The 19412-nt window shown below is 33.5% G+C and carries 16 protein-coding genes, 1 tRNA gene, 1 pseudogene and 1 riboswitch; of the genes and pseudogenes, 7 read left to right on the forward strand and 11 right to left on the reverse strand.

Annotated features, from left to right (window positions below; translation table 11 throughout):
- Positions 1-67: 67 nt before the first annotated feature.
- Entirely contained in the window at positions 68-1441 is a 1374-nt protein-coding gene (locus N178_RS00755; protein ID WP_237758359.1) for an aminotransferase-like domain-containing protein, read from the forward strand.
- A 274-nt stretch (positions 1442-1715) separates the two neighbouring features.
- Here N178_RS00755 and N178_RS00760 read toward each other — a convergent pair whose 3' ends face one another.
- Positions 1716-1877 (reverse strand): IDEAL domain-containing protein, encoded by a 162-nt coding sequence (locus N178_RS00760; protein ID WP_237758360.1) that lies wholly within the window; start codon positions 1875-1877, stop codon positions 1716-1718.
- Between the two features lie 543 nt (positions 1878-2420).
- Positions 2421-3827, reverse strand: a complete 1407-nt coding sequence (gene nhaC, locus N178_RS00765; protein ID WP_045289653.1) for a Na+/H+ antiporter NhaC — start codon at positions 3825-3827, stop codon at positions 2421-2423.
- A 938-nt stretch (positions 3828-4765) separates the two neighbouring features.
- Here nhaC and N178_RS00770 point away from each other — a divergent pair.
- Together N178_RS00770 and N178_RS00775 are read left to right on the forward strand one after the other, a co-directional pair.
- Complete coding sequence (locus N178_RS00770) at positions 4766-5212, forward strand: MarR family transcriptional regulator (RefSeq protein ID WP_045289654.1); 447 nt, start codon at positions 4766-4768, stop codon at positions 5210-5212.
- A gap of 100 nt (positions 5213-5312) precedes the next feature.
- Entirely contained in the window at positions 5313-6512 is a 1200-nt protein-coding gene (locus N178_RS00775) for a tetracycline resistance MFS efflux pump (RefSeq protein ID WP_045289656.1), read from the forward strand.
- 294 nt (positions 6513-6806) lie between these two features.
- Here the strand turns inward: N178_RS00775 and N178_RS00780 are convergent, their stop codons facing one another.
- The 6 genes and pseudogenes from N178_RS00780 to N178_RS00800 all read right to left on the reverse strand — a co-directional run bounded on the left by N178_RS00780 (position 6807) and on the right by N178_RS00800 (position 11812).
- Entirely contained in the window at positions 6807-7430 is a 624-nt protein-coding gene (locus N178_RS00780; RefSeq protein WP_045289659.1) for a LysE family translocator, read from the reverse strand.
- 375 nt (positions 7431-7805) lie between these two features.
- A pseudogene (locus N178_RS00785) lies at positions 7806-9160 on the reverse strand (TrkH family potassium uptake protein).
- 447 nt (positions 9161-9607) lie between these two features.
- Complete coding sequence (locus tag N178_RS27725; protein WP_255219823.1) at positions 9608-9733, reverse strand: hypothetical protein; 126 nt, start codon at positions 9731-9733, stop codon at positions 9608-9610.
- A gap of 34 nt (positions 9734-9767) precedes the next feature.
- Positions 9768-10040, reverse strand: a complete 273-nt coding sequence (locus N178_RS00790; protein WP_045289662.1) for a GlsB/YeaQ/YmgE family stress response membrane protein — start codon at positions 10038-10040, stop codon at positions 9768-9770.
- A 388-nt stretch (positions 10041-10428) separates the two neighbouring features.
- Positions 10429-10908 carry a site-2 protease family protein gene (locus tag N178_RS00795; RefSeq protein ID WP_045289664.1) on the reverse strand — a complete coding sequence of 160 codons (480 nt, stop codon included), beginning with the start codon at positions 10906-10908 and terminating at the stop codon, positions 10429-10431.
- 328 nt (positions 10909-11236) lie between these two features.
- Positions 11237-11812: an MEDS domain-containing protein gene (locus N178_RS00800; protein WP_080890118.1), complete on the reverse strand. Its 576-nt coding sequence runs from the start codon at positions 11810-11812 to the stop codon at positions 11237-11239.
- Between the two features lie 572 nt (positions 11813-12384).
- Between N178_RS00800 and N178_RS00805 the strand changes: the two genes are divergently transcribed.
- Positions 12385-12459 (forward strand) — tRNA-Gln (locus tag N178_RS00805).
- A 10-nt stretch (positions 12460-12469) separates the two neighbouring features.
- Here N178_RS00805 and N178_RS00810 read toward each other — a convergent pair.
- From N178_RS00810 to N178_RS00820, 3 genes are all read right to left on the reverse strand, one after another.
- Positions 12470-12763: a hypothetical protein gene (locus tag N178_RS00810; RefSeq protein WP_152640824.1), complete on the reverse strand. Its 294-nt coding sequence runs from the start codon at positions 12761-12763 to the stop codon at positions 12470-12472.
- 1072 nt (positions 12764-13835) lie between these two features.
- Positions 13836-14822 (reverse strand): DUF3231 family protein, encoded by a 987-nt coding sequence (locus N178_RS00815; protein WP_237758361.1) that lies wholly within the window; start codon positions 14820-14822, stop codon positions 13836-13838.
- A gap of 167 nt (positions 14823-14989) precedes the next feature.
- A complete protein-coding gene (locus N178_RS00820) occupies positions 14990-15991 on the reverse strand; it encodes a DUF3231 family protein (protein ID WP_045289671.1) in 1002 nt (333 codons plus the stop codon).
- 418 nt (positions 15992-16409) lie between these two features.
- Between N178_RS00820 and N178_RS00825 the strand changes: the two genes are divergently transcribed.
- From N178_RS00825 to N178_RS00835, 3 genes are all read left to right on the forward strand, one after another.
- Positions 16410-17522, forward strand: coding sequence for a GerAB/ArcD/ProY family transporter (locus tag N178_RS00825; protein WP_045289673.1), 1113 nt, complete (start codon positions 16410-16412; stop codon positions 17520-17522).
- Between the two features lie 143 nt (positions 17523-17665).
- Positions 17666-17848, forward strand: a complete 183-nt coding sequence (locus N178_RS00830) for a hypothetical protein (RefSeq protein WP_237758370.1) — start codon at positions 17666-17668, stop codon at positions 17846-17848.
- 168 nt (positions 17849-18016) lie between these two features.
- Positions 18017-18095, forward strand: a riboswitch (ZMP/ZTP riboswitch).
- A 48-nt stretch (positions 18096-18143) separates the two neighbouring features.
- Positions 18144-19310: a phosphoribosylaminoimidazolecarboxamide formyltransferase gene (locus N178_RS00835; protein ID WP_045289678.1), complete on the forward strand. Its 1167-nt coding sequence runs from the start codon at positions 18144-18146 to the stop codon at positions 19308-19310.
- The last annotated feature ends 102 nt before the right edge of the window (positions 19311-19412 follow it).

The following is a 19412-nucleotide window of genomic DNA, read 5'->3' on the forward strand; positions in this document are numbered from 1 at the left end:
TATATATTGACTAATCCAATTTAAAAAAATATAATCTGAATTAATTATTAACATGAGGTGAATAAAAATGGAGTGGAAAGTAGATCGTCAATCAAATAAGCCTTTGTATCAACAAGTCTTTGATTTCATTGAACAAAAGATTTCTTATGGTGAATTTCCACCAGGAACCTTGTTACCGTCGGAACGTAAATTAGCTGAACAATTAAATGTTAATCGCATGACCATTGTGCATGTCTATGATAAATTGAATGCAGTTGGTTTAGTGGAAAGAAAACGTGGGAGTGGTACACGTGTCAGCACCCATAAATGGGGGGTTTTATCTAAAAGATCTACAAACTGGAGAAGATATGTAGAAGGAAGTACATTTTTACCTACATATCCCTTAATTAAACGTATCCGTGAAGCAGCAAAACAGCTAGAAAATGGATTTGATTTAGCAAGTGGTGAATTATCGTCTGATTTATTCCCCTCTCAATTACTGCAATCTTCTCTAGTTGATGAATCCTTTCCCAATGATTTAAGTTATGAGCATCCACAAGGGCACTTGGGCCTACGTGAGACATTATCTGCTTATGTTAAGACTAATTACAATATCAAGACTACTAGTTCTTCTATTCTTATCACATCAGGTGCTCAACAGGCTTTGTATCTCATTACCCAATGTTTACTAAGTCCTGGTGACGCTGTTGCTATCGAATCTCCTTCTTACTGTTATTCACTTCCATTATTTCAATCAGCTGGGCTACGTATATTTGGCTTACCTGTTGGTTCTAATGGAATTAATCCTCAGGATATAGAAGATTTATATCATAAACATCAAATTCGTATGGTTTTTCTAAATCCAACATATCAGAATCCAACTGGAACTGTACTCATTAACACGCGTCGAAAAGAAGTAATAGAGATTGCGGAAAGATTAGGAATTCCAATTGTAGAAGATGATCCGTTTGGTTTGCTCTCCTTCAAAGAAGAAAAACATTCTCCCATTAAATCTTTCGATCACAATGGTAATGTATTATATATTGGTTCTCTTTCTAAAGTGGTTGCTTCTAGTCTGCGAATCGGTTGGCTAATTGGTCCACAATCGGTTATTAGTCGCTTAGCAGATGCCCGTCAACAAATGGATTTTGGACTAAGTATCTTCCCTCAGTTAATAGCAAATAAATTTTTACAATCAGCTGATTATACAACTCACCGTAAGGCTCTCACCCACGAATTACTGGATAGAAGAAATGCAATGATTTCTGCGTTACATGAAATCTTGGGTGAGAAAGTTAACTTTATTGCTCCGAATGGCGGACTTCATATTTGGTGCAAAATAAATCGGAAAATTAGCGATGAAAAGCTTGTAGGGGAAGGCATAAAAAATATATTTTATTTATGCCTGGAAGTGTATATGGCTTTCCAGATGGATATGTCCGTTTTACGTATGCTCGATTAGAGAAAGAACATATAAAGGATGCTGTATTACAATTCGCTGATATTTTATCTCGTATATGATTTTTAACTTAAATAAGTCCTAAAAATGCAAAAAAAGCATTCAAATTCACAACTGCTTTCCTTGTAATAAGTCTTAGTTAAATATTTAAAAGTGATCATGTAGCTTAATTCTTTATAAGAAAAAACCTTTACTAAAAAACAGTAAAGGTTTTTTTATGAGTTTCTTCTAATATAAAAATATCTCCTTGATCAAGCTATGGATTTAAGTTTCTCTGTTAAACGTAAAAATCTTTATTCTTTAAGGATTGATCAATTTCCTCAAGAATCTTACTTCTTTTGAAGTCATTCATCACCCGATCCAAAAACTGTTCAGCCAACATTTCATCATGTAAATTTGAATCCACTCGGTCCATTTCATTAAGTGCATTATTTTCCATAAAACGTCAACCCCTTTATCTTTTCTCTTTTGCAAACAGTATTCTCTTTTGCACTCTTTTTATGCAAGGTTGATAGATGAAGTGAAACATAGATTAACATGTAATATGCGTGGTTACTACCCTATATTCCTTTTAGATATTTTTCATATGTCTTCAATTAGATAAAAAAATATAACTACCTAATTAATACCAAATTGATTAAAAAAAAGGTGTACAAAAGTTCGTCTGTTCTTCAAAAAACGACATGTGCGTTAAAACTAAAAGGTAAACTTGTTATGATGCTCTATAAAATCACTATAAATTAATTTTTCACATAACGACAAAAAAGACACCCTCTATTGAGTGTCTTCTAAATATAAATTTATTGTTTCAGAAGTGAAATCCCATATAAATAAAAAATTATATATTTAATTTTAGATAAATCTTTATGGAATTCTCTGAACAGCTTACGTATTAATTCCATCTACAATTTAAAGAGCCTTTGATGGGCTATTGCGCTAGCTCATGAAGCTAACGCCTCAAGGGAATAAAACCTCTAGGTTTCTAAGAGATTTTCTTAGCATCAGAACTATTACCTTTAATATACCAAATAAATTTCCCTGTATAGCCATAAATAATAGCAAGTGCGATGGAAACAAAGCTTAACCACATGAATGGAACGTAGGAGAAGGTAGAGATACCTAAAATTCCCGCCATAAAAATTCCATTATCAGACCAGGGAATCATCCCAGATGTTAATGTCCCACCCACTTCAGAATTTCGAGCCAATACTCTTCGGTCAATGTGTAATTTATCATAGCTTTCTGCCATAATTTTAGGAGTTAAAATTAATGAAACGTACATAGCACAACCAAATACATTTGCTAAAAAAGCAACGATTAAAGTAGATAAGGTCACGTTCCCTGCTGATGTTAGGCGATGTTGAAACTTAGAAACAATTACTTTTAATACTCCTAAATGCTCCAACAATCCTCCAAATCCTAACCCAAAAATAATTACGACCACTGACCCCAGCATTCCTTCGATTCCTCCCCGGTTTAGGAGAGTATCTATGAAGTCGATCCCAGTATTAATTGAGAAACCTTCATAAGCAGTACCAAGAGCATCAGCAATATTCATGCCTTGGAACACAAAAGCCCAAATCACTCCAAGGAAGGCCCCCATAACAATCGTAGGCATAGAGGGTTTTTTTAATGCAAGCATAAGAATTACAAATACGGCAGGTATCAGCATCCAAACATGAATATCAAAGGTTTTAAGTAATGAAGTCTTTAGAAACTCTACTTTTTCTAAGTCTGTATTTTTACCTCCATACATAAACCCTGTGACAGTAAAAAGAATAGCCGTGATAACGTATGCAGGAATATCTAAATATAACATGGCACGTACGTGTGCAATAACATCCACTTTAGACATTGATGCTGCAAGCACCGTACTGTCAGATAGTGGAGATAACTTATCTCCAAAATATGCACCGGAAAGAACAGCACCAGCTACAAGTGGAAGAGGAATACCAAGTCCCTCTCCGATTGCTATCATAGCAATTCCAGCAGTTCCAACAGTTCCCCATGATGTGCCTGTAGCTAAAGAGGTAAGTGAGCAAATAACGAGTGTGGCTAATAAAAAAATACTTGGATGGATAAACTCTAACCCATAATAAATAAGTGTTGGTACAACTCCTCCTGCAATCCAAGTTCCAATAAGAGCACCGACCGAAACGAGAATCAATATAGCTTCAAGACCATTCGAGATGCCACTGGTAATAGCTCCTTGTAATTCTTGGTATCGGTGTCCCAAACGTAATCCAAGTAAAATGACAAGGAACCATGAAATAAACAACGCCAGCTGTATAGGTAAGTCAAAAGTTACAGTAAAAGAAAAGACAATGCCTAAAAATAATCCCAATGTGCAAATAATCTCTAACATAGATGGTAATCGTACATTTTTCATAGTAGTTCCCCCTTAAATAAAGCGTTTTCATAATTTTGCTGTAAAAAATATACTTATTTCTTTAGCTTTCTTCCCCTAACCTTCTTGGAATCCAGTTTTTTGTCTAACATGCATACCAATTTAGAAAGGCTCACTTCTCTTGTTCATGCTTCTCGAATGTGTAATGATAGCCTGATGTATTTTTTCTTCCTTCCTCCATGCATGCCTTATCCTTTGTTCAAACATGAGGTAGTGTAGACATGTGTGTATTTTGGGAAATACTTAATTGTTTCATCGCGTTTATTCTTTAAAATAAAATGATACCGTTTTCAAAAGATGTTAATTAAAATCTCTCTACATATATTCTCTAGAAATTTAAAGAATTCAGGCTCTATTTCAAGATGCAACTTCATTATATTGTATCTCTTTCTTTTGTAGAGAGGAAATACATTGAATATAATCAAAGAAAAATAGAAAATTATACTTCTAAGTTTTATGTACTCCTTTCGCGTACTTAAGTTATATTATATTTATAACACGAAGATAAATCAAGTAATTTATTATTCATTTCGCGTACAATGCATTTGATTTTGATATAGAGTTAATTTATACAAACAGGAAATAAGCCGAAAAATTTATCCAAAAAATAATTGATAATATTGATTAGGATATGTATATATTCAAACAAAAGTAAAGGTAACAAATCTAAAGAATTATAATTCTTAAATCTGTTCTTCTCACCTTCCAAAAAATCCAATATGTTAAGTAGATCGTAAAGTATTTTATAAAAATAATTGATTTAAGTATTTACTCTAACTGACGATAAATACATAGTTTCACTTCTCATTAATAATAATATTCGTTACGTATTCTCAATGAATACTATAGTGCTTGGGCATGTTTTGTTGTGAAAGAAACAAAAAATCGTTATACTGTATACAAATTAGGGAGGAGTTATTATGGATAAAAGACAGCAGTTAATGAGTGAACTTATGGATTTATGTAATGAGATAATCTGGCGTAATAAACCGGAAGTAGAATTGGCTTTAAAGGACTATAAGTTGAGTGAAATAGAATTAATCGAAAATATTGCTCTAATCCCAAATGCAAATGTAACAAAGCTTGCAGCTGCGAGCTACATGACTCGAGGTGCTATAAGCAAGATTACCAAGAAGCTAATAGCTAAAAATATGATTGAGAGTTATCAAAGTGTTGAAAATAAAAAGGAAATATATTTTCGACTAACAACCCATGGACAAAAAATAAATGATATCCATAAAGAATTACACCAATCTTTTCTTAAACGCGATGCAGAAGTATTCAGGCACATGACCGATGAAGAATTTGACACTATTTTTCGTTTCATTGGTCGATATAGACATCATCTGAAAAATATCACTGAGTAAGTGGTGTTTTTTTATATTGTTTTATTGTTGACGAGGAAATAATAAAGGAGTAAACTTATATTTGTTTCCTAGGAAACAATAAACTTAAAGGAGAACGATCATGGATACTTCAATAAATAAACATGCCCTAACGTTTGGGTTTATCACTGTCTTCTTAACGGGTCTTGGATTGACTATAGTTAGCCCTGTTTTACCTTTTTTAGTAAAGACTTATACTAGTAGGCTTAGCAGTCAGGCTACTGCAGTGACATTGCTTACCTCTATATATGCTCTTTCTGTCTTCTTGGCTGCACCAGTCTTAGGTGCGTTAAGCGACAGATATGGTCGGCGTCCAATATTAATTGTTAGTCTAATCGGCTCTGCCCTTGGTTATTTTATTTTTGGACTTGGAGGTGCACTTTGGATTCTCTTCCTTGGTCGTCTCATTGAAGGTTTGACAGGTGGCGAAATTTCAGCCATTTTTGCTTACTTTGCAGATATCACACCTTCAAATGAACGCACTAAGTACTTTGGTTGGATTAGTGCTGTTGTTGGGGTTGGCACTGCTCTGGGCCCTATCATTGGAGGTGTACTTGCAACTTTCGGAAACAGTGTTCCTATGTATGCTGGCACGGTTATTACATTGCTTAATGCCATATATGGCTATTTTTTTATGCCTGAGAGTCTTGAGAAGTCCAGACGCTCTTCCTGTATCTCTGTTAGACATCTTAATCCATTTATACAATTATCAAAGGTTTTTTCCTTTAAATCTGTTAAATGGCTGCTAATTGCTGGGTTTCTAACTTGGATTCCTAATGGATCATTACAAGCTATCTTTTCTCAGTTTTCAATAGATACATTTGCATGGCAGCCTATATTTATTGGTCTGACATTTTCTATAATAGGTGTACTGGACATCTTTTCCCAAGCAATTATTATGCGACGACTACTCAAATCTTTGACGGATAAAAAAATTGCTCTATTAGGCATGATAAGTCAAATTATTGGTTTTATCCTTATTGCGATTTCAGCTCTTACAGCCTTTTATCTAGTCTTTATTGTTGGGATGATTTTCTTCGGACTTGGTGATTCAATCTTTGGGCCATCATTTAATGGGATGCTTTCAAAATCTGTTCGTGACAGCGAACAAGGTCATATATTAGGAGGAGCTCAAAGTATTCAATCTCTATCCCGATTTATTGGACCAATTATTGGTGGACAGTTGTATTCTATAGTTAGTCATACTACTCCAGCCATTATGGGTGTGGTATTGATTGGTGTATCTGCTCTCTTCTTGTCAAAGCAGCATCAATATATTTAATAAAAACCAACTTTCAAAAATGACGCCAATCAGTTTACATTGAGAAAAAGCCCACTTTTCATTGAGAATTTTTGGGTAAAATAAAAATATGATTTAAAAAAATTGTTTTTTACAACAACTTTTTTAAATCATATTAATTACCTTATTGCACCATTTTAAAAACCATTATATGTTACTTTTTTAGTAGAATGCGTTATGTATTTTTAGTTACCATAAAACACATTCATTATGGCAACTAAAGGTGTATAGAGCACACACTTTATATACCCTATTAATAGTTGAAATTACAACTACCTAAGTATGAGCTTTCTCTAGAGCGAGTTTTATACCAAATCCTATTAATATAGTCCCTGTTATTCCCTCTATAACCTTTTGTATCTTAGGCTTCTTCATAAAAGCACTAATCTGGTTAAGTAAATAGATATAAAATAAATACCACATGACAGTTAATACAATATAAGTTATTCCCAGTATAAGAAACGGCATAAAAGTATGGCTTCCAGGATTCACAAACTGTGGTAGGAAGGTTAAGAAAAAAACAGCTATTTTTGGATTTAGTAGATTGGTGAGGAAACCTTGTTTAAAAGAAGACCTATTTTTATACTTATTTTCGACAACTGTTTTAGCTGTTTCTTGATTTCTCAATGTCCATAATGACTTGATACCTAAATAAATTAAGTACACTGCACCAATATATTTGAAGATAGAAAATAACAGAGCTGATTTCGCAACAATCGCCGAAAGCCCTACAATAGCAGTTAATGTATGAATAGATAATGCGCAACAAATCCCAATCATTGTTTTAAAACCTCCCCGTTTCCCAACAGTAAGAGTATTTTTTGTCATGACAACAGTATCTGAACCAGGTAAAATAATTAGAAATATACATGTAATCACGAACAAATAAAAGTTTTCCATCTTATTATCGCCCCTCGATTAAAATAGTTCTGTATCTACAATTCTTATATTGTATTATAGGTTAATCATTTTATTAATTGAAGATAAACACTATAATATTTCTTATTTGCTTTTTTCAACTAATGGACTCTTTTTTATGAATTCAAAGAAACATTATGTTAACTAAAGATGTATATCTTATACAGTTTAAAAACAGAAAAAACACCTCCAAGTTATTATTAGGTACTAAATACCCGTTTTTTAACTTAAAGGTGTTTTTTAGTAACATTGTTTACATGCTTCTCTAATTCTTCTAATCGTTTTTTAGTATTTAACATGGAAGAAGATATTCATGATTGGATTACTTGCGCCTATAAGAGTGAATATGTTGGTTTTTTAACCAATTAGAATCTTTTCTTCTGCATACCGAATTTTAGATTGTTTATTTGAACGAATCGCAAGCACAAAACCAATGGTAAGAGGTCCTACCCTGCCAATAAACATCATAATAGTAATGAGAATACGTCCGACAGGACTTAAGTCGCCTGTAAAGTTAGCACTTAATCCAACTGTTCCAGAAGCAGAAAATGTTTCAAATAAAAGTGTAGACATATCTACACCTTTTTCTGTGATTGTGAGTAGAAAGAAAATAATAGAAACAAAAATAATCCCAGAAGTAGCAATAGAAAAAGCTCTATAAACAAGCGATTTCGGAATTCGGCGTCGAAAAACATTAATCTCTTCTTTATTTGTCAGTACTGTCCATAAAGCAAACAATATTAAGACAAACGTAGTTATTTTAATTCCACCGCCTGTTGAACCTGGGGCTGCTCCAATAAACATAAGACCCATCATATACACTTTTGAAGGTAATGTGAGCGCCCCGATATCCAAAGTATTAAAACCAGCAGTACGAGGAACTACACCTTGAAAGTAAGATGCCCACCATTTATCACTCATGCTTAATTCACCCAAAGTATGAGGGTTATGATATTCCAAGGCAAAAATAATGAGGGTGCTCACCACATTTAGTGCAAGGGTCGAAATTAATACAATTTTAGTGTGAAGAGAAAACTTCCTTATGTTTCGTTTCTGAAAAATATCTGCAATGACAAAAAAGCCAGTTCCTCCTATTATGAAAAGTAACGAAATCATAATATTTACGGTTGGATCTCCTACCCACTTACTTAAATTATCTGGTTCCAAACCAAACCCTGCATTGTTAAAAGCAGATATAGAATGAAATATTCCATAATAGATAGCCTTTCCCCAGCTCATTTCTTGAGCCCAACGGATAGCTAGGATAAGGGCTCCAATGCCTTCCACAGCCAATGTAATTAGTACAACACGTCGGACTAATGCAATAACGCCTTGTAGCGAAAAAGCATTTAGAGATTCCTTAAGTATTAACCTTTGTTGCAATCCAATTTTTTTACCAGTACAATAAACATGAGTATACCGATAGTCATGAATCCCCAGCCACCAACTTGGATGAGCACAAGCAGAATGAGCTGTCCAAATAAAGTAAATGTAGTACCAGTATCCACCACAGCTAGTCCTGTTACACATACAGCAGAAGTGGCTTCAAAGAGAGCATCAATAAAGCTTAAATGATGCCTATCACTTGTAGCAGCAGGGATCATTAATAAACCGGTTCCCACCAATATTAATCCTAAAAACCCTAAGAACAAGATACTTGCAGGTTCGAGATGCTTCACTTTATGTTTTTTACGTGGTTTAGAAATTAGCATATTACATTTCCCTTCAGAATGTTTTGAGTAAAAGTTTATTATATAATATACCCATTTACTTCAAAAGATGGTCATTACTTTTATTGCCCTTATAGTTTCCGAGAAAGCCGTTTATGTTAACTAAGCATATCATAGTCATCTAAAAAAACAGAAAAACCTATCTTTTCTCAGTCAAAAGAGGTAGGTTTTTTCTGTTGCAGAATTTAGTTGTATGAGTCAATGTTTGGGACATCTTGTGTAGTTTGCTCCAGGTAGAAAAAATTCATGTAGGAAAAACAAAAAATTAGCGCTTTCTTATATTTACTATCTTAGCAACCTTATCTAAATATTTTCCATAATAATAAGCGACCCTATATACCGTAAACAAAGTTACCAAGGTCGCTTATACTATATTTTGATTTATTATTTTTTTGTCTGTTTCTTTATAATGAAATATCTGTAATCTCATTAATCTTCTGACAGAATTTCGCTATCATTATTAATTTGATCGAACAAATAAGTAAGATAAGAATCTAGTTCAAATTGATTACCTTCAACAAAATCATATAGCATAGAATTATTTTCTTCTCTCATTTTTAGTCACTCCAATTTTAAGTTTTTTCAATCTTTATACATGATGACCATGATTCTTTTTTTGACCCATTTTTCTTAAAAGCAAGCTTACAATTAATACTAAAATGATTGATCCAATAATTGCTGGAATGATTGCAAAACCGCCAATGACTGGTCCCCAACTTCCCAAGATAAGGCCGCCTAACCAAGAACCAATAAAGCCAGCGATAATATTACCAATAATACCTCCAGGAACGTCGCGTCCTGTAATTAAACCGGCGAGCCACCCAATAATTCCACCTACAATTAGCATCCATAGAATCTCCATTACTATTTTCCTCCTTTTAAATTGTTTAGTTAACTTTACCCCTCACTAAAACTCATTAATCTTGTTATTTTTTTCCTGATTGGAGCTTTTCTCGTATATAAAAGGACACCCTCTCATTTCTCGACTGTTTCATGAAAAAGATAAACGATTAGGACAGCTCTCAGCATACAAAAAACCAGCACCTCCTATATAACCATCTACGCCTTACCTGCTGCAGTAAGAGCTCCTTGTTATTTTTTGAGTGGACAGGCAAGCTTACTGCAGTAGCTACATCAAAGTATCTAAAGAATTACGACTTGATTACTAATCAATATCTATTTTAGTACCGTTGCCGCGTTAATACACATTGTGGACGTACAGTTTTAATTAGCCATTTTTCTTTCCTTTGTTAATCCGGATTACATGTTATCTTTCCATATCTCAATGCATCATAGATAGCTCGCCCATCACTTAAACTCGTTTCTGAATATTCAAAGGGTAAGAGCGAGAAAACAATATAATAAATAGAGAAATAAACAAATTGGTAAGAAAAGAGGTTCTTTGAGAAAACACCCAACATAATTAAACCATACACAAGAAGGATAGACGCTAAATTAGCTATGGTACCTCCAGCATAAACACAAGCATGAGTAAACCGGTTATCATACTTTAATTTTTCGTAAATACAAAAAGAGTGCAAAAAATAAATAGATTTTATTTTAATTTTCTTCCACCTAAAAATCGTTCTCCCTTGTCCAATGGTAAAATCGACCTTTCCTCCTAAAACAATAGCCATAAGTGAGTGCCCCAGTTGGTGAATAACAGACACAATTGGAATGACAATCAAAAAAGAAAATAATAATTTTGGCATATCACTCCATCCAAACATACCTGTCTCCCTTTCCTCTTAAAATAATCTTACATTTGATATTCCACATTTTCGCCTATCAAAACCGGTAATTTTATGAGGGCTGTATAAGAGAATGATACTTTTCTATGCTTTGTATTTATGATTTCCATTAGGTTAACTAAATAATTAAACCGGACTTTCTTTACAATAAAAAGAGCTACCTCGAAATAGAAAAACTAACCAGAAGAGACATAAGAAAACGAGGAAAGAGCTTATGGTGGTAAATAAACTGAATGGATGAAAAGGACCCATTGATTTCTTTAAAAATAAAAAACGCTTAGTATGATTGCCTAAGCGTTTTTTATCTTTATTCCAAATCAGTTAATGGCCGGTATTGTTTAGAAGTAATTAAATCACCTTCAATGAGAACATAAGGATGTGTTTTCATCAGAATAGTTTTGAGATACTCTGGCATCCTCTCTCCTTTGTATGCACAAATTAATGGGAATGAGAGTTTATTCACCGCACTATCCACTATTTTTTCAAAATCTTCGATTAGATGTAAAGGATCTTCCATTGTGCTCCATTCTACATGTGCCCATGATCTGAAAGAAATTCTATTTTCTAAGTAGGGCTGAACGCTCTTATTAAAATAATTAAGAATGGCAGGAGGATGATAACTACCGCTTGAATAATAGAAATCAAAGTTGTTTATACGATGTATCATTTTCATTTGATCTGTGGTCAATAGTATTTTCAAATGGTCATGAATAAAAGGATAAAAACGGTCATTTTCAATAAGAAGAATGCAATCTCCAGCAAAAATCCCCTCTTGGATATAACTTACAACTTGTCGTATATAATTTTCTTGCTGGTCGTAGGAATACAGTATATGAATACTCTTTTTTTCTGCAAACAACTGATTCATTTTACTTTTCAACACATAATCCCTTCTTTCTTCTCGCTCTCTCATTATACTGGGATTATGTAAACAAAATATAGCGGTAATTTATTGAATTTTCAAAAAAGAGAAAACCGCATACAGAAGGTGCGCTTTTTATATACTTCTCTAAGCTCTGTCTCAAAGAGAAACCTTGTTAAATCAACGATGTATAAAAAGATGTATAAAGTAAAAAATCCTTCTTCCTGCGAACCCTTTTCTATCAAGGGTTAGTTAGAAGTTAACGGAAATACTTCATATCGGTAATCCCATAGTTCTAAAAAGTCTCCAATCATGTCAAGAAATGAAGAAAAGATAGCTATATTTTGTCTATTGCTTATGTAAAAATGAATGGGAAATATAAAGTTAATGCTAAATAGTTCAAGATTGTATCTTGTGAAATTCAGTATAATTTTTTTATTTTGAATGAAAATAGCTCATAGAGTAGATAATATTTATTGTGATTTAATGCTTTGAATCTTTTAGTTCATTATATTGAGGGAGTAGCCAAGTTGTTCATCAGGCTCAAGACCCAAAGGCCACAGGTTCAACTCCTGTTCCACAACCATTTTTATTGGGCTATCGCCAAGCGGTAAGGCAACGGATTTTGATTCCGTCATGCGTTGGTTCGAATCCAGCTAGCCCAGCCATCCGTCTATATTAATTAATCATATAGATTCTCCATATGTTCTTCTTTTTACTATCTATAAAATTACTCCATCTTTCTCCTTGGCAAATATAATCACTAAACGTAGCATTCTTCATTACAATATGACCTCCACATTCATCTGCCAATTGTTTAGCAGACTCTTTATCAACGGGAAATGCTAACGATTCATCATTAGTAAATTCGTAACTGGATACATCTTTCTTTTTTACGTTCTTATACGAATGACATACGTAATATAATTTACCTAACTTTATAAAATAGTATGGATACTCTCTGTTAGGCAATTTACCTCCCTCCATTTCTGCATCCTTCAATTGCTTTATAAGTCACTATTATTATCTTACTTGAACTTAAAAAGGTAAAATCCTTCTACGTCAAAGGTTTTCCTTTTTCATGTGTGCTGGAAAGTTCTATTATGGTAACTAAGGTTGTAAATCATATGCAGCATTCTTACCAGCCAAATTTATAAATATTTTAGCTAATTCAACCGGTTTTTCCCAATGCGCGTTATGTCCGGCGGAAATTCCAATGTATTCCCATTTTCTTATTTAGCTCTATTCGCAAATTTATTGATGGGCTCCAGAACAGGATGACTACTTTTTTGGGTGCAATTAATAAATACACGCGGAATTTGTCTCAGTTCTGCTTTATTCATTAATTTAATCTTTTGTTCAAATGCTTTAAAAGGATGATCTGTGTTATAGATAGATCCACTATGAGGTTTTGGAAGTCTGAATCCATCTCCTTTTGAATGAACAATCTCTTTCTTTTATTTTATGAATGATTCTGAATATAGATCATTAATTGATCGATTATCTTCAAGTATTAGAGCGTCAAAGAAGATGAGTTTGGAAATCCTATTCAGTAGTTGATCTGCAGCACCAATAATAAACCTACCACCGTAGCTGTGCTCTGCTAAGTAAATGTTGTTTAAATCCTCAAAGAGTATGATGTTTACTACGTCAGTAATATGGGTTTCTAAGTTAATATCAGGTGTTAAAAGATGATTTCGATCGCCTAATCCAGTTAAAGTTAATGAAAAAACTACATGTCCTTGTTTTATCAGTTCTTTTTCAACTTCTCTCCATGCTCAGGCTCCACCAAAAGCTCCATCACAAAGGACGAAAGTAGCCATATATTCACCTCACCTATTATTTCTTATAGCTACCTTATGTATTCATTTTAAAATAATGATAACCTGTTTAGTTCGATAAGAATTGGGGCCTATAATATACAGGTTAAAAACAGAAAAAAGCTACTGTCCCCAACAGTAGCTTTTTCTGTTCTTGTAAGGAGACTGGAGAATTACCATGATGATGCTTCTCGTCCCGACTACCGTTGACAATTGTGTACTCCCTACTTTGAAGATAAATCTTCTCTATCCGCAGCTTCGGGTGGTGTTTCCATCCATTCATTTTCTATCATGATATCGGCTGCATCATTAACAAATCCTGATATATCCTTTAAAAAATCTGCATACATTAGCGCTAAATCGCGTCTTCCGTTTACTGCTACTGAATTTCCGAAATTTCTTACTCTCATTGAAAACATATCCATTTTATGAAATACCATTAATTTATCGGAAAAAGGAGAAGATGTTGAAGTTGTCACTAAATGATCAATTAGTCCTGGGGAAGGCAAGTTATCATCGTGAAGTTTTTTTATATAACCTTCAATCGCTTTATAAGTAAGTTCTTCTCCTTTTATAAATAAATTTCGAATCTTTTTCGTTTTTGTAACTTGACTAAATGCCATTACTAAGGCTTTACTTGCCACGTTCGTCTCTAAATTATCGTATAAATGAGCAATTTCTAATGCATGTAAAGGTCGCACATCTCCAATAAAACCTTTTAAATAATTTTTGTGTGCTATCTTTACTTTTTTGGGTGTCGGAATAATAGGTGATTTAACAATAACTCCTTTATTTATGGAAATATCTTTGATATGTTCCTCCAATTTTATAGTTGATTCCATACAATGAAGGGAAAATTCCCTTATATCTTCTCTATACATTAATGGTATTCCTACACTATAAAGGCTAAGTCCCACTTTAGTTACATATCTTAAATAATGTACATAAAACTCGTCTTCAAATAATTTTGGAGCATCAAGATTAACATCTTCTTTTGTAAAGCCATGTGGAATAGGAATGTTCTCTTTTACGAAAGTATCTTTTATAGTACTCTGAAATTCTTTGCTCAAGTTTAATGCATTTTCCAATAACTTCTTTATATCTTGGTCTTCAACATGTCGGAGAAAATAACTTAGAATACATGTAGCCATGCTATTACCCATATATGTAGCCCAAAGTTTACCCATTTCCGCAGAATTTAATTTTTCCATATAAAATCTCCTAAATCGATTTTTTCTTAGATTTACCATTAAAAGAATATCTATTCTTCTATTCCCTAAACTATAGTTTTTTCAGAAAAAACCATTTAAATAAATCTCAACCTGTGCATTGGTAAAGTAAGATGCTCGATTAACGTCCTGATGTCTTTTTCTAAACTTTAATTATGAGGTAATTCCTTTCGATCATTTGCTTGAGGGGGTTTCTCTATCCATCCTCTTTCAATCATAATGTTTCCCCAACTTGTAGTAAGTTTTAAATCCCTTAGAATAGATGCTTCACAATGTGTTATTACATCTACCCTCATACTTACAGCCATAGCATTGGAGTAATATACCATTGCTAAATTAAACATAAAACCGGCATGAAATAACATTAATTTATCTGAGAAAGGAGCTATTTTCGAATTTGTAACTTGGGTGTCTAATAACCCTGGAGAATGAAGGTTGTCTTCATGTAATATCGAAGAAAAGATACCAATATGTTTGTTGCACAAATTTAAAGCATCACCCATAAATTTATATGCTTTTTTATCCTTAGTTACTTGCTGAAAACCAAGAATAATCCCCTTTGCTGCAATACTCTTTCTCAAATTAAAATATATATTTGAAGCCTCCATCGTATTTAAAGGCCTCTTCTTCCCTAATATGTCCATTGCATATCCTAAGTCCGTAATGATTTCACTATTTTGTGGCGTAGAATAATAAGGGTCTCTTTCATAAATTCCTTTAGATAAGAGAATATCAATTGATTTATTATAAACGTCCATTGCATCAATATTACATTGATAGTAATGGTTCCGTATATCTTTTCGAACTGAACCACTAAACGACATACCATGTCCTGATAATCCATGAATTGTCATATCATGTATGTACTGCAGCCAAAAGGAATCCGTAAATAAAGAAGGAGCTTGCAGGTTTACATCTTTATCTGTAAAGCCATTTGGTAGAGGAAAATCCTCGTTGTTTAAAATCTTCGTTAACACTTTAAGATGCTTTTCAGATAATCCTAAACAAAATTCAAAAAGGGAACGAATTTCGGAGTCTTTAACGGTTGCTAATACGTATTTGCTAATGCAAATCGCCATTGTTTCCCGAATATATTGTACCCACAGGCTTGTAATTTCTGAGGAAGTTAATCTACTGTCGTTTCTGCTCAAATTTGTTACCTCCAATAGGATATAAATGCTACAAATATATTATCCCGATATATTACATTTATGCATTATGGTAACAAATCGCATTCATAGTAAAGACCACACACTATTAAATCTCCCCCATAGATAGACATAAAAATCTAATGAATATCTAAAAAGCTGCACAATCCATAATAGAGACTCTTATGAAATTCCCTGTTGCTGAACAAGGGGGTTTTTCTGGTTGGTTCCTTTAAGAGTGTTTATGTTAACTAACGTTGTATATAGTATGCACTTCTCAACCCTTAAAAGTATTAAAAATAGAAAGTAGGATAGGATGAATAAATAGAATAAATAGGCTAAATGTATTTTAGCAGCACTCACTTAATAAACATATACATACTCATCCATGTAATCGATAAAGAGGAGGATACCTTAAACAATGGAGAAAGCCAAAGTTAGTGTTATTCAATTATTTGCCATGATGTTTATTTTCAACCTAGGAACCTCATTAATCGTAGCTTATGGAATAAACGCACAAAAAGATGCTTGGCTTGCTATCCTTTTAGGGATGTGCATGGGGATGGTTTTATTTTTCACCTATTACTCTTTATTCCGTCAATATCCAACTCTCCCTCTTACTGGATACGCAAGGAAGATATTTGGTAAATATTTAGGGTGGATTATTGGTTTGTTATACGTCCTAATTTTTTTGTATATGTCTGCTAGAAATGCACGTGACTTTGGCGATTTACTAGTCTCATCAACATTGACAGAGACCCCATTATTAGCTGTCAATTTATCACTGGTTCTTGTAATATGTTATGTTCTTTATTTAGGTATTGAAGTGTTAGGAAGAACAGCAGAAGTATTTATTGTTGTCTTGCTGTTCTTGGGGATAGCAGGAAACTTCTTTATTTTTATTTCAGGGAATGTTGATTTTCATAAGTTGCAGCCCTTTCTTGAAAATGGATGGAAACTACCTTTAAAGGTGGCTTTTCGAGACGTTTTCTTTTTTCCTTTTGGTGAAATGATTGCCTTTACAATGTTGCTCCCTCATTTAAACAGACCTAAATTAGTGAAAAGAGTATGGCTATCTGCCATCGTTTCAAGTGGTCTGATCTTAAGTTGGACAGCAAGCTTAAATATTGCCGTTCTTAGTGTTGATGTAACAAAAAGATCCGTCTTTCCGACGTTAGTAACCATTGGAAAGGTGAACCTTTTAGATTTTATAGAAAGACTCGATGCGGTTGTTGTGTTTACGATGTTGCTGACAGTGTTTTTTAAAGTCTCTATCTTTTTGTATGGGGCTGTCATCGGAATAGTGGATTTATTCAAGTTAAACAATCGTCAACAAATTCTTTTACCAACCGGGGGAATTGTCATCTTTTTATCCATGACCATGGCCTCCAGTTTTCCAGAACATTTAGAAGAAGGTCATGACGTTTTGCACTATTATTTCATTGGTTTTCATCTGCTTATACCCTTGTTAATGTTTTTAGTTTCCATGGTTCGTAATGGTTTCAGGAAAAAAATAGATCGAAACCAAATGTAATATAATAACGACTATGCTATATTTCAAAGCCATTGAATTTAAACAAATGCCAAGGGCTTTTTTGATTACCGAGAAGAAATATTATGGTAACTAGAAACAAAGGTATATGTTATTATATTCCAGGAGGCGAGAGAATTTTGAATATGGGCTTAGGAGTTATATTAATATTCGTTGCAATTATCTTTATTTTATGGGGGATATTCTCACGTAAGCAAAAGAATAGAATTGTAAGTAGTACATTATTGGCAGTAGGAACAGTTGCCTTATTTACAAGCATTCTATTGTTAACTGGAATATACGATCCATATGCTAACCATATTAAATAAAAACCAAATAGGCAGAAGCTTTTTATTTTAAAAAGGCTTCTGCCTATTTGATTTCCGATAAGCTCTGTTATATAAATTAGATTTGTATATGATATATAATAAAAAAAGTAAAATTTGGATAAAGGTATTGTTAAAATTAATTTTATTATGTAAAATTTTATTATAAAACAGACTATGTGTTACTGGCGTAAACATGGAGGACCATGAGGAAGCACATAGATAACGGCCGTACGCCTGGGCAAAGTATTTGAACATGAGTTCAAATACTTTTTTTATTTAGAAAGGAGATTTTTAAGTGAAAGAAATTGGTTTACGATATGGGATGAATCCAAATCAAAGTAAAGCTAAAGTTCAGAATGCTAAGAACACTCCTATTAAAATCTTAAATGGAGAAGCGAGTTATATTAACTTTCTAGATGCATTAAACGCTTTTCAACTGGTTCGGGAGCTTCGACAGGCTACTGATCAACCTGCAGCAGCTTCTTTTAAACATGTAAGTCCAGCAGGTGCAGCTGTGTACTCTCCACTAAATGAGACACTTACTGAATCCTATTTTGTTGAAGACCTAGAGCTGTCTCCTTTAGCCATTGCTTATGCAAGAGCGCGTGGGACAGATAGGATGTCTTCATTTGGAGATTGTGCTGCTTTTAGTGATGAAGTGGATATAACTGTAGCTAATCTCCTCAAAACAGAGGTTTCTGATATGATTGTTGCACCAAGCTACACTCAAGAAGCACTAGAGATTTTGAAACAGAAAAAGAAAGGAAAATATCTAATTTTAGAGATTGATCTAAATTATGTGCCTGATCTAATTGAAAAAAGAACGGTATTTGGCATTACTCTAGAACAACAAAGAAATGATGTACAGATTGGGAAAGAAATTTTTAATCATATTGTTACGACTCAATGTGATATCCCTGATCATGCAAAGAGGGATCTTCTTGTTGCTCTTATTACATTGAAATATACACAATCAAACTCTATTTGTTTTGCTTTAGATGGCCAAACGATTGGAATTGGTGCTGGACAACAGTCCCGTATTCATTGTACAAGGTTGGCAGCTGAAAAAGCTGATAACTGGTGGTTAAGACAACATCCAAGAGCTCTTAATATGAAGTTCAAAGAAGGTATTTCTCGTGTAGAAGTGAATAATGCAATTGATGGATGGCTGAATGATGATATTACTGAAGTAGAAAATGAACAATGGAAAAGGTGTTTTGAAGAGGTACCAGTTAGGCTAAGTAAGAGTGAAAAACAAGAATGGCTAAAAAGATTAAAAGACGTTTCTTATGCATCCGATGCTTTTTTACCGTTCCGTGATAATATCGATCGTGCAGCTCAAAGTGGCGTTAAGTATGTGGTTCAAACAGGAAATTCTTTACGAGATGAACAAGTTACACAGGCAGCAAATGAATATGGAATGATTATGGCGCATTCAGGCATACGTGTATTCCATCATTGAGCTATGAATTAAATATAATTAGCCCAAAAGAGCCAAGACCTTATAAGGGAACTGGCTCTTTTATGACCTTTCCAAAAATTTGTGTTTCGTTAACTAACTCTG

It is taken from the genome of Priestia aryabhattai B8W22, from assembly GCF_000956595.1.
GTDB lineage: Bacteria > Bacillota > Bacilli > Bacillales > Bacillaceae_H > Priestia > Priestia aryabhattai.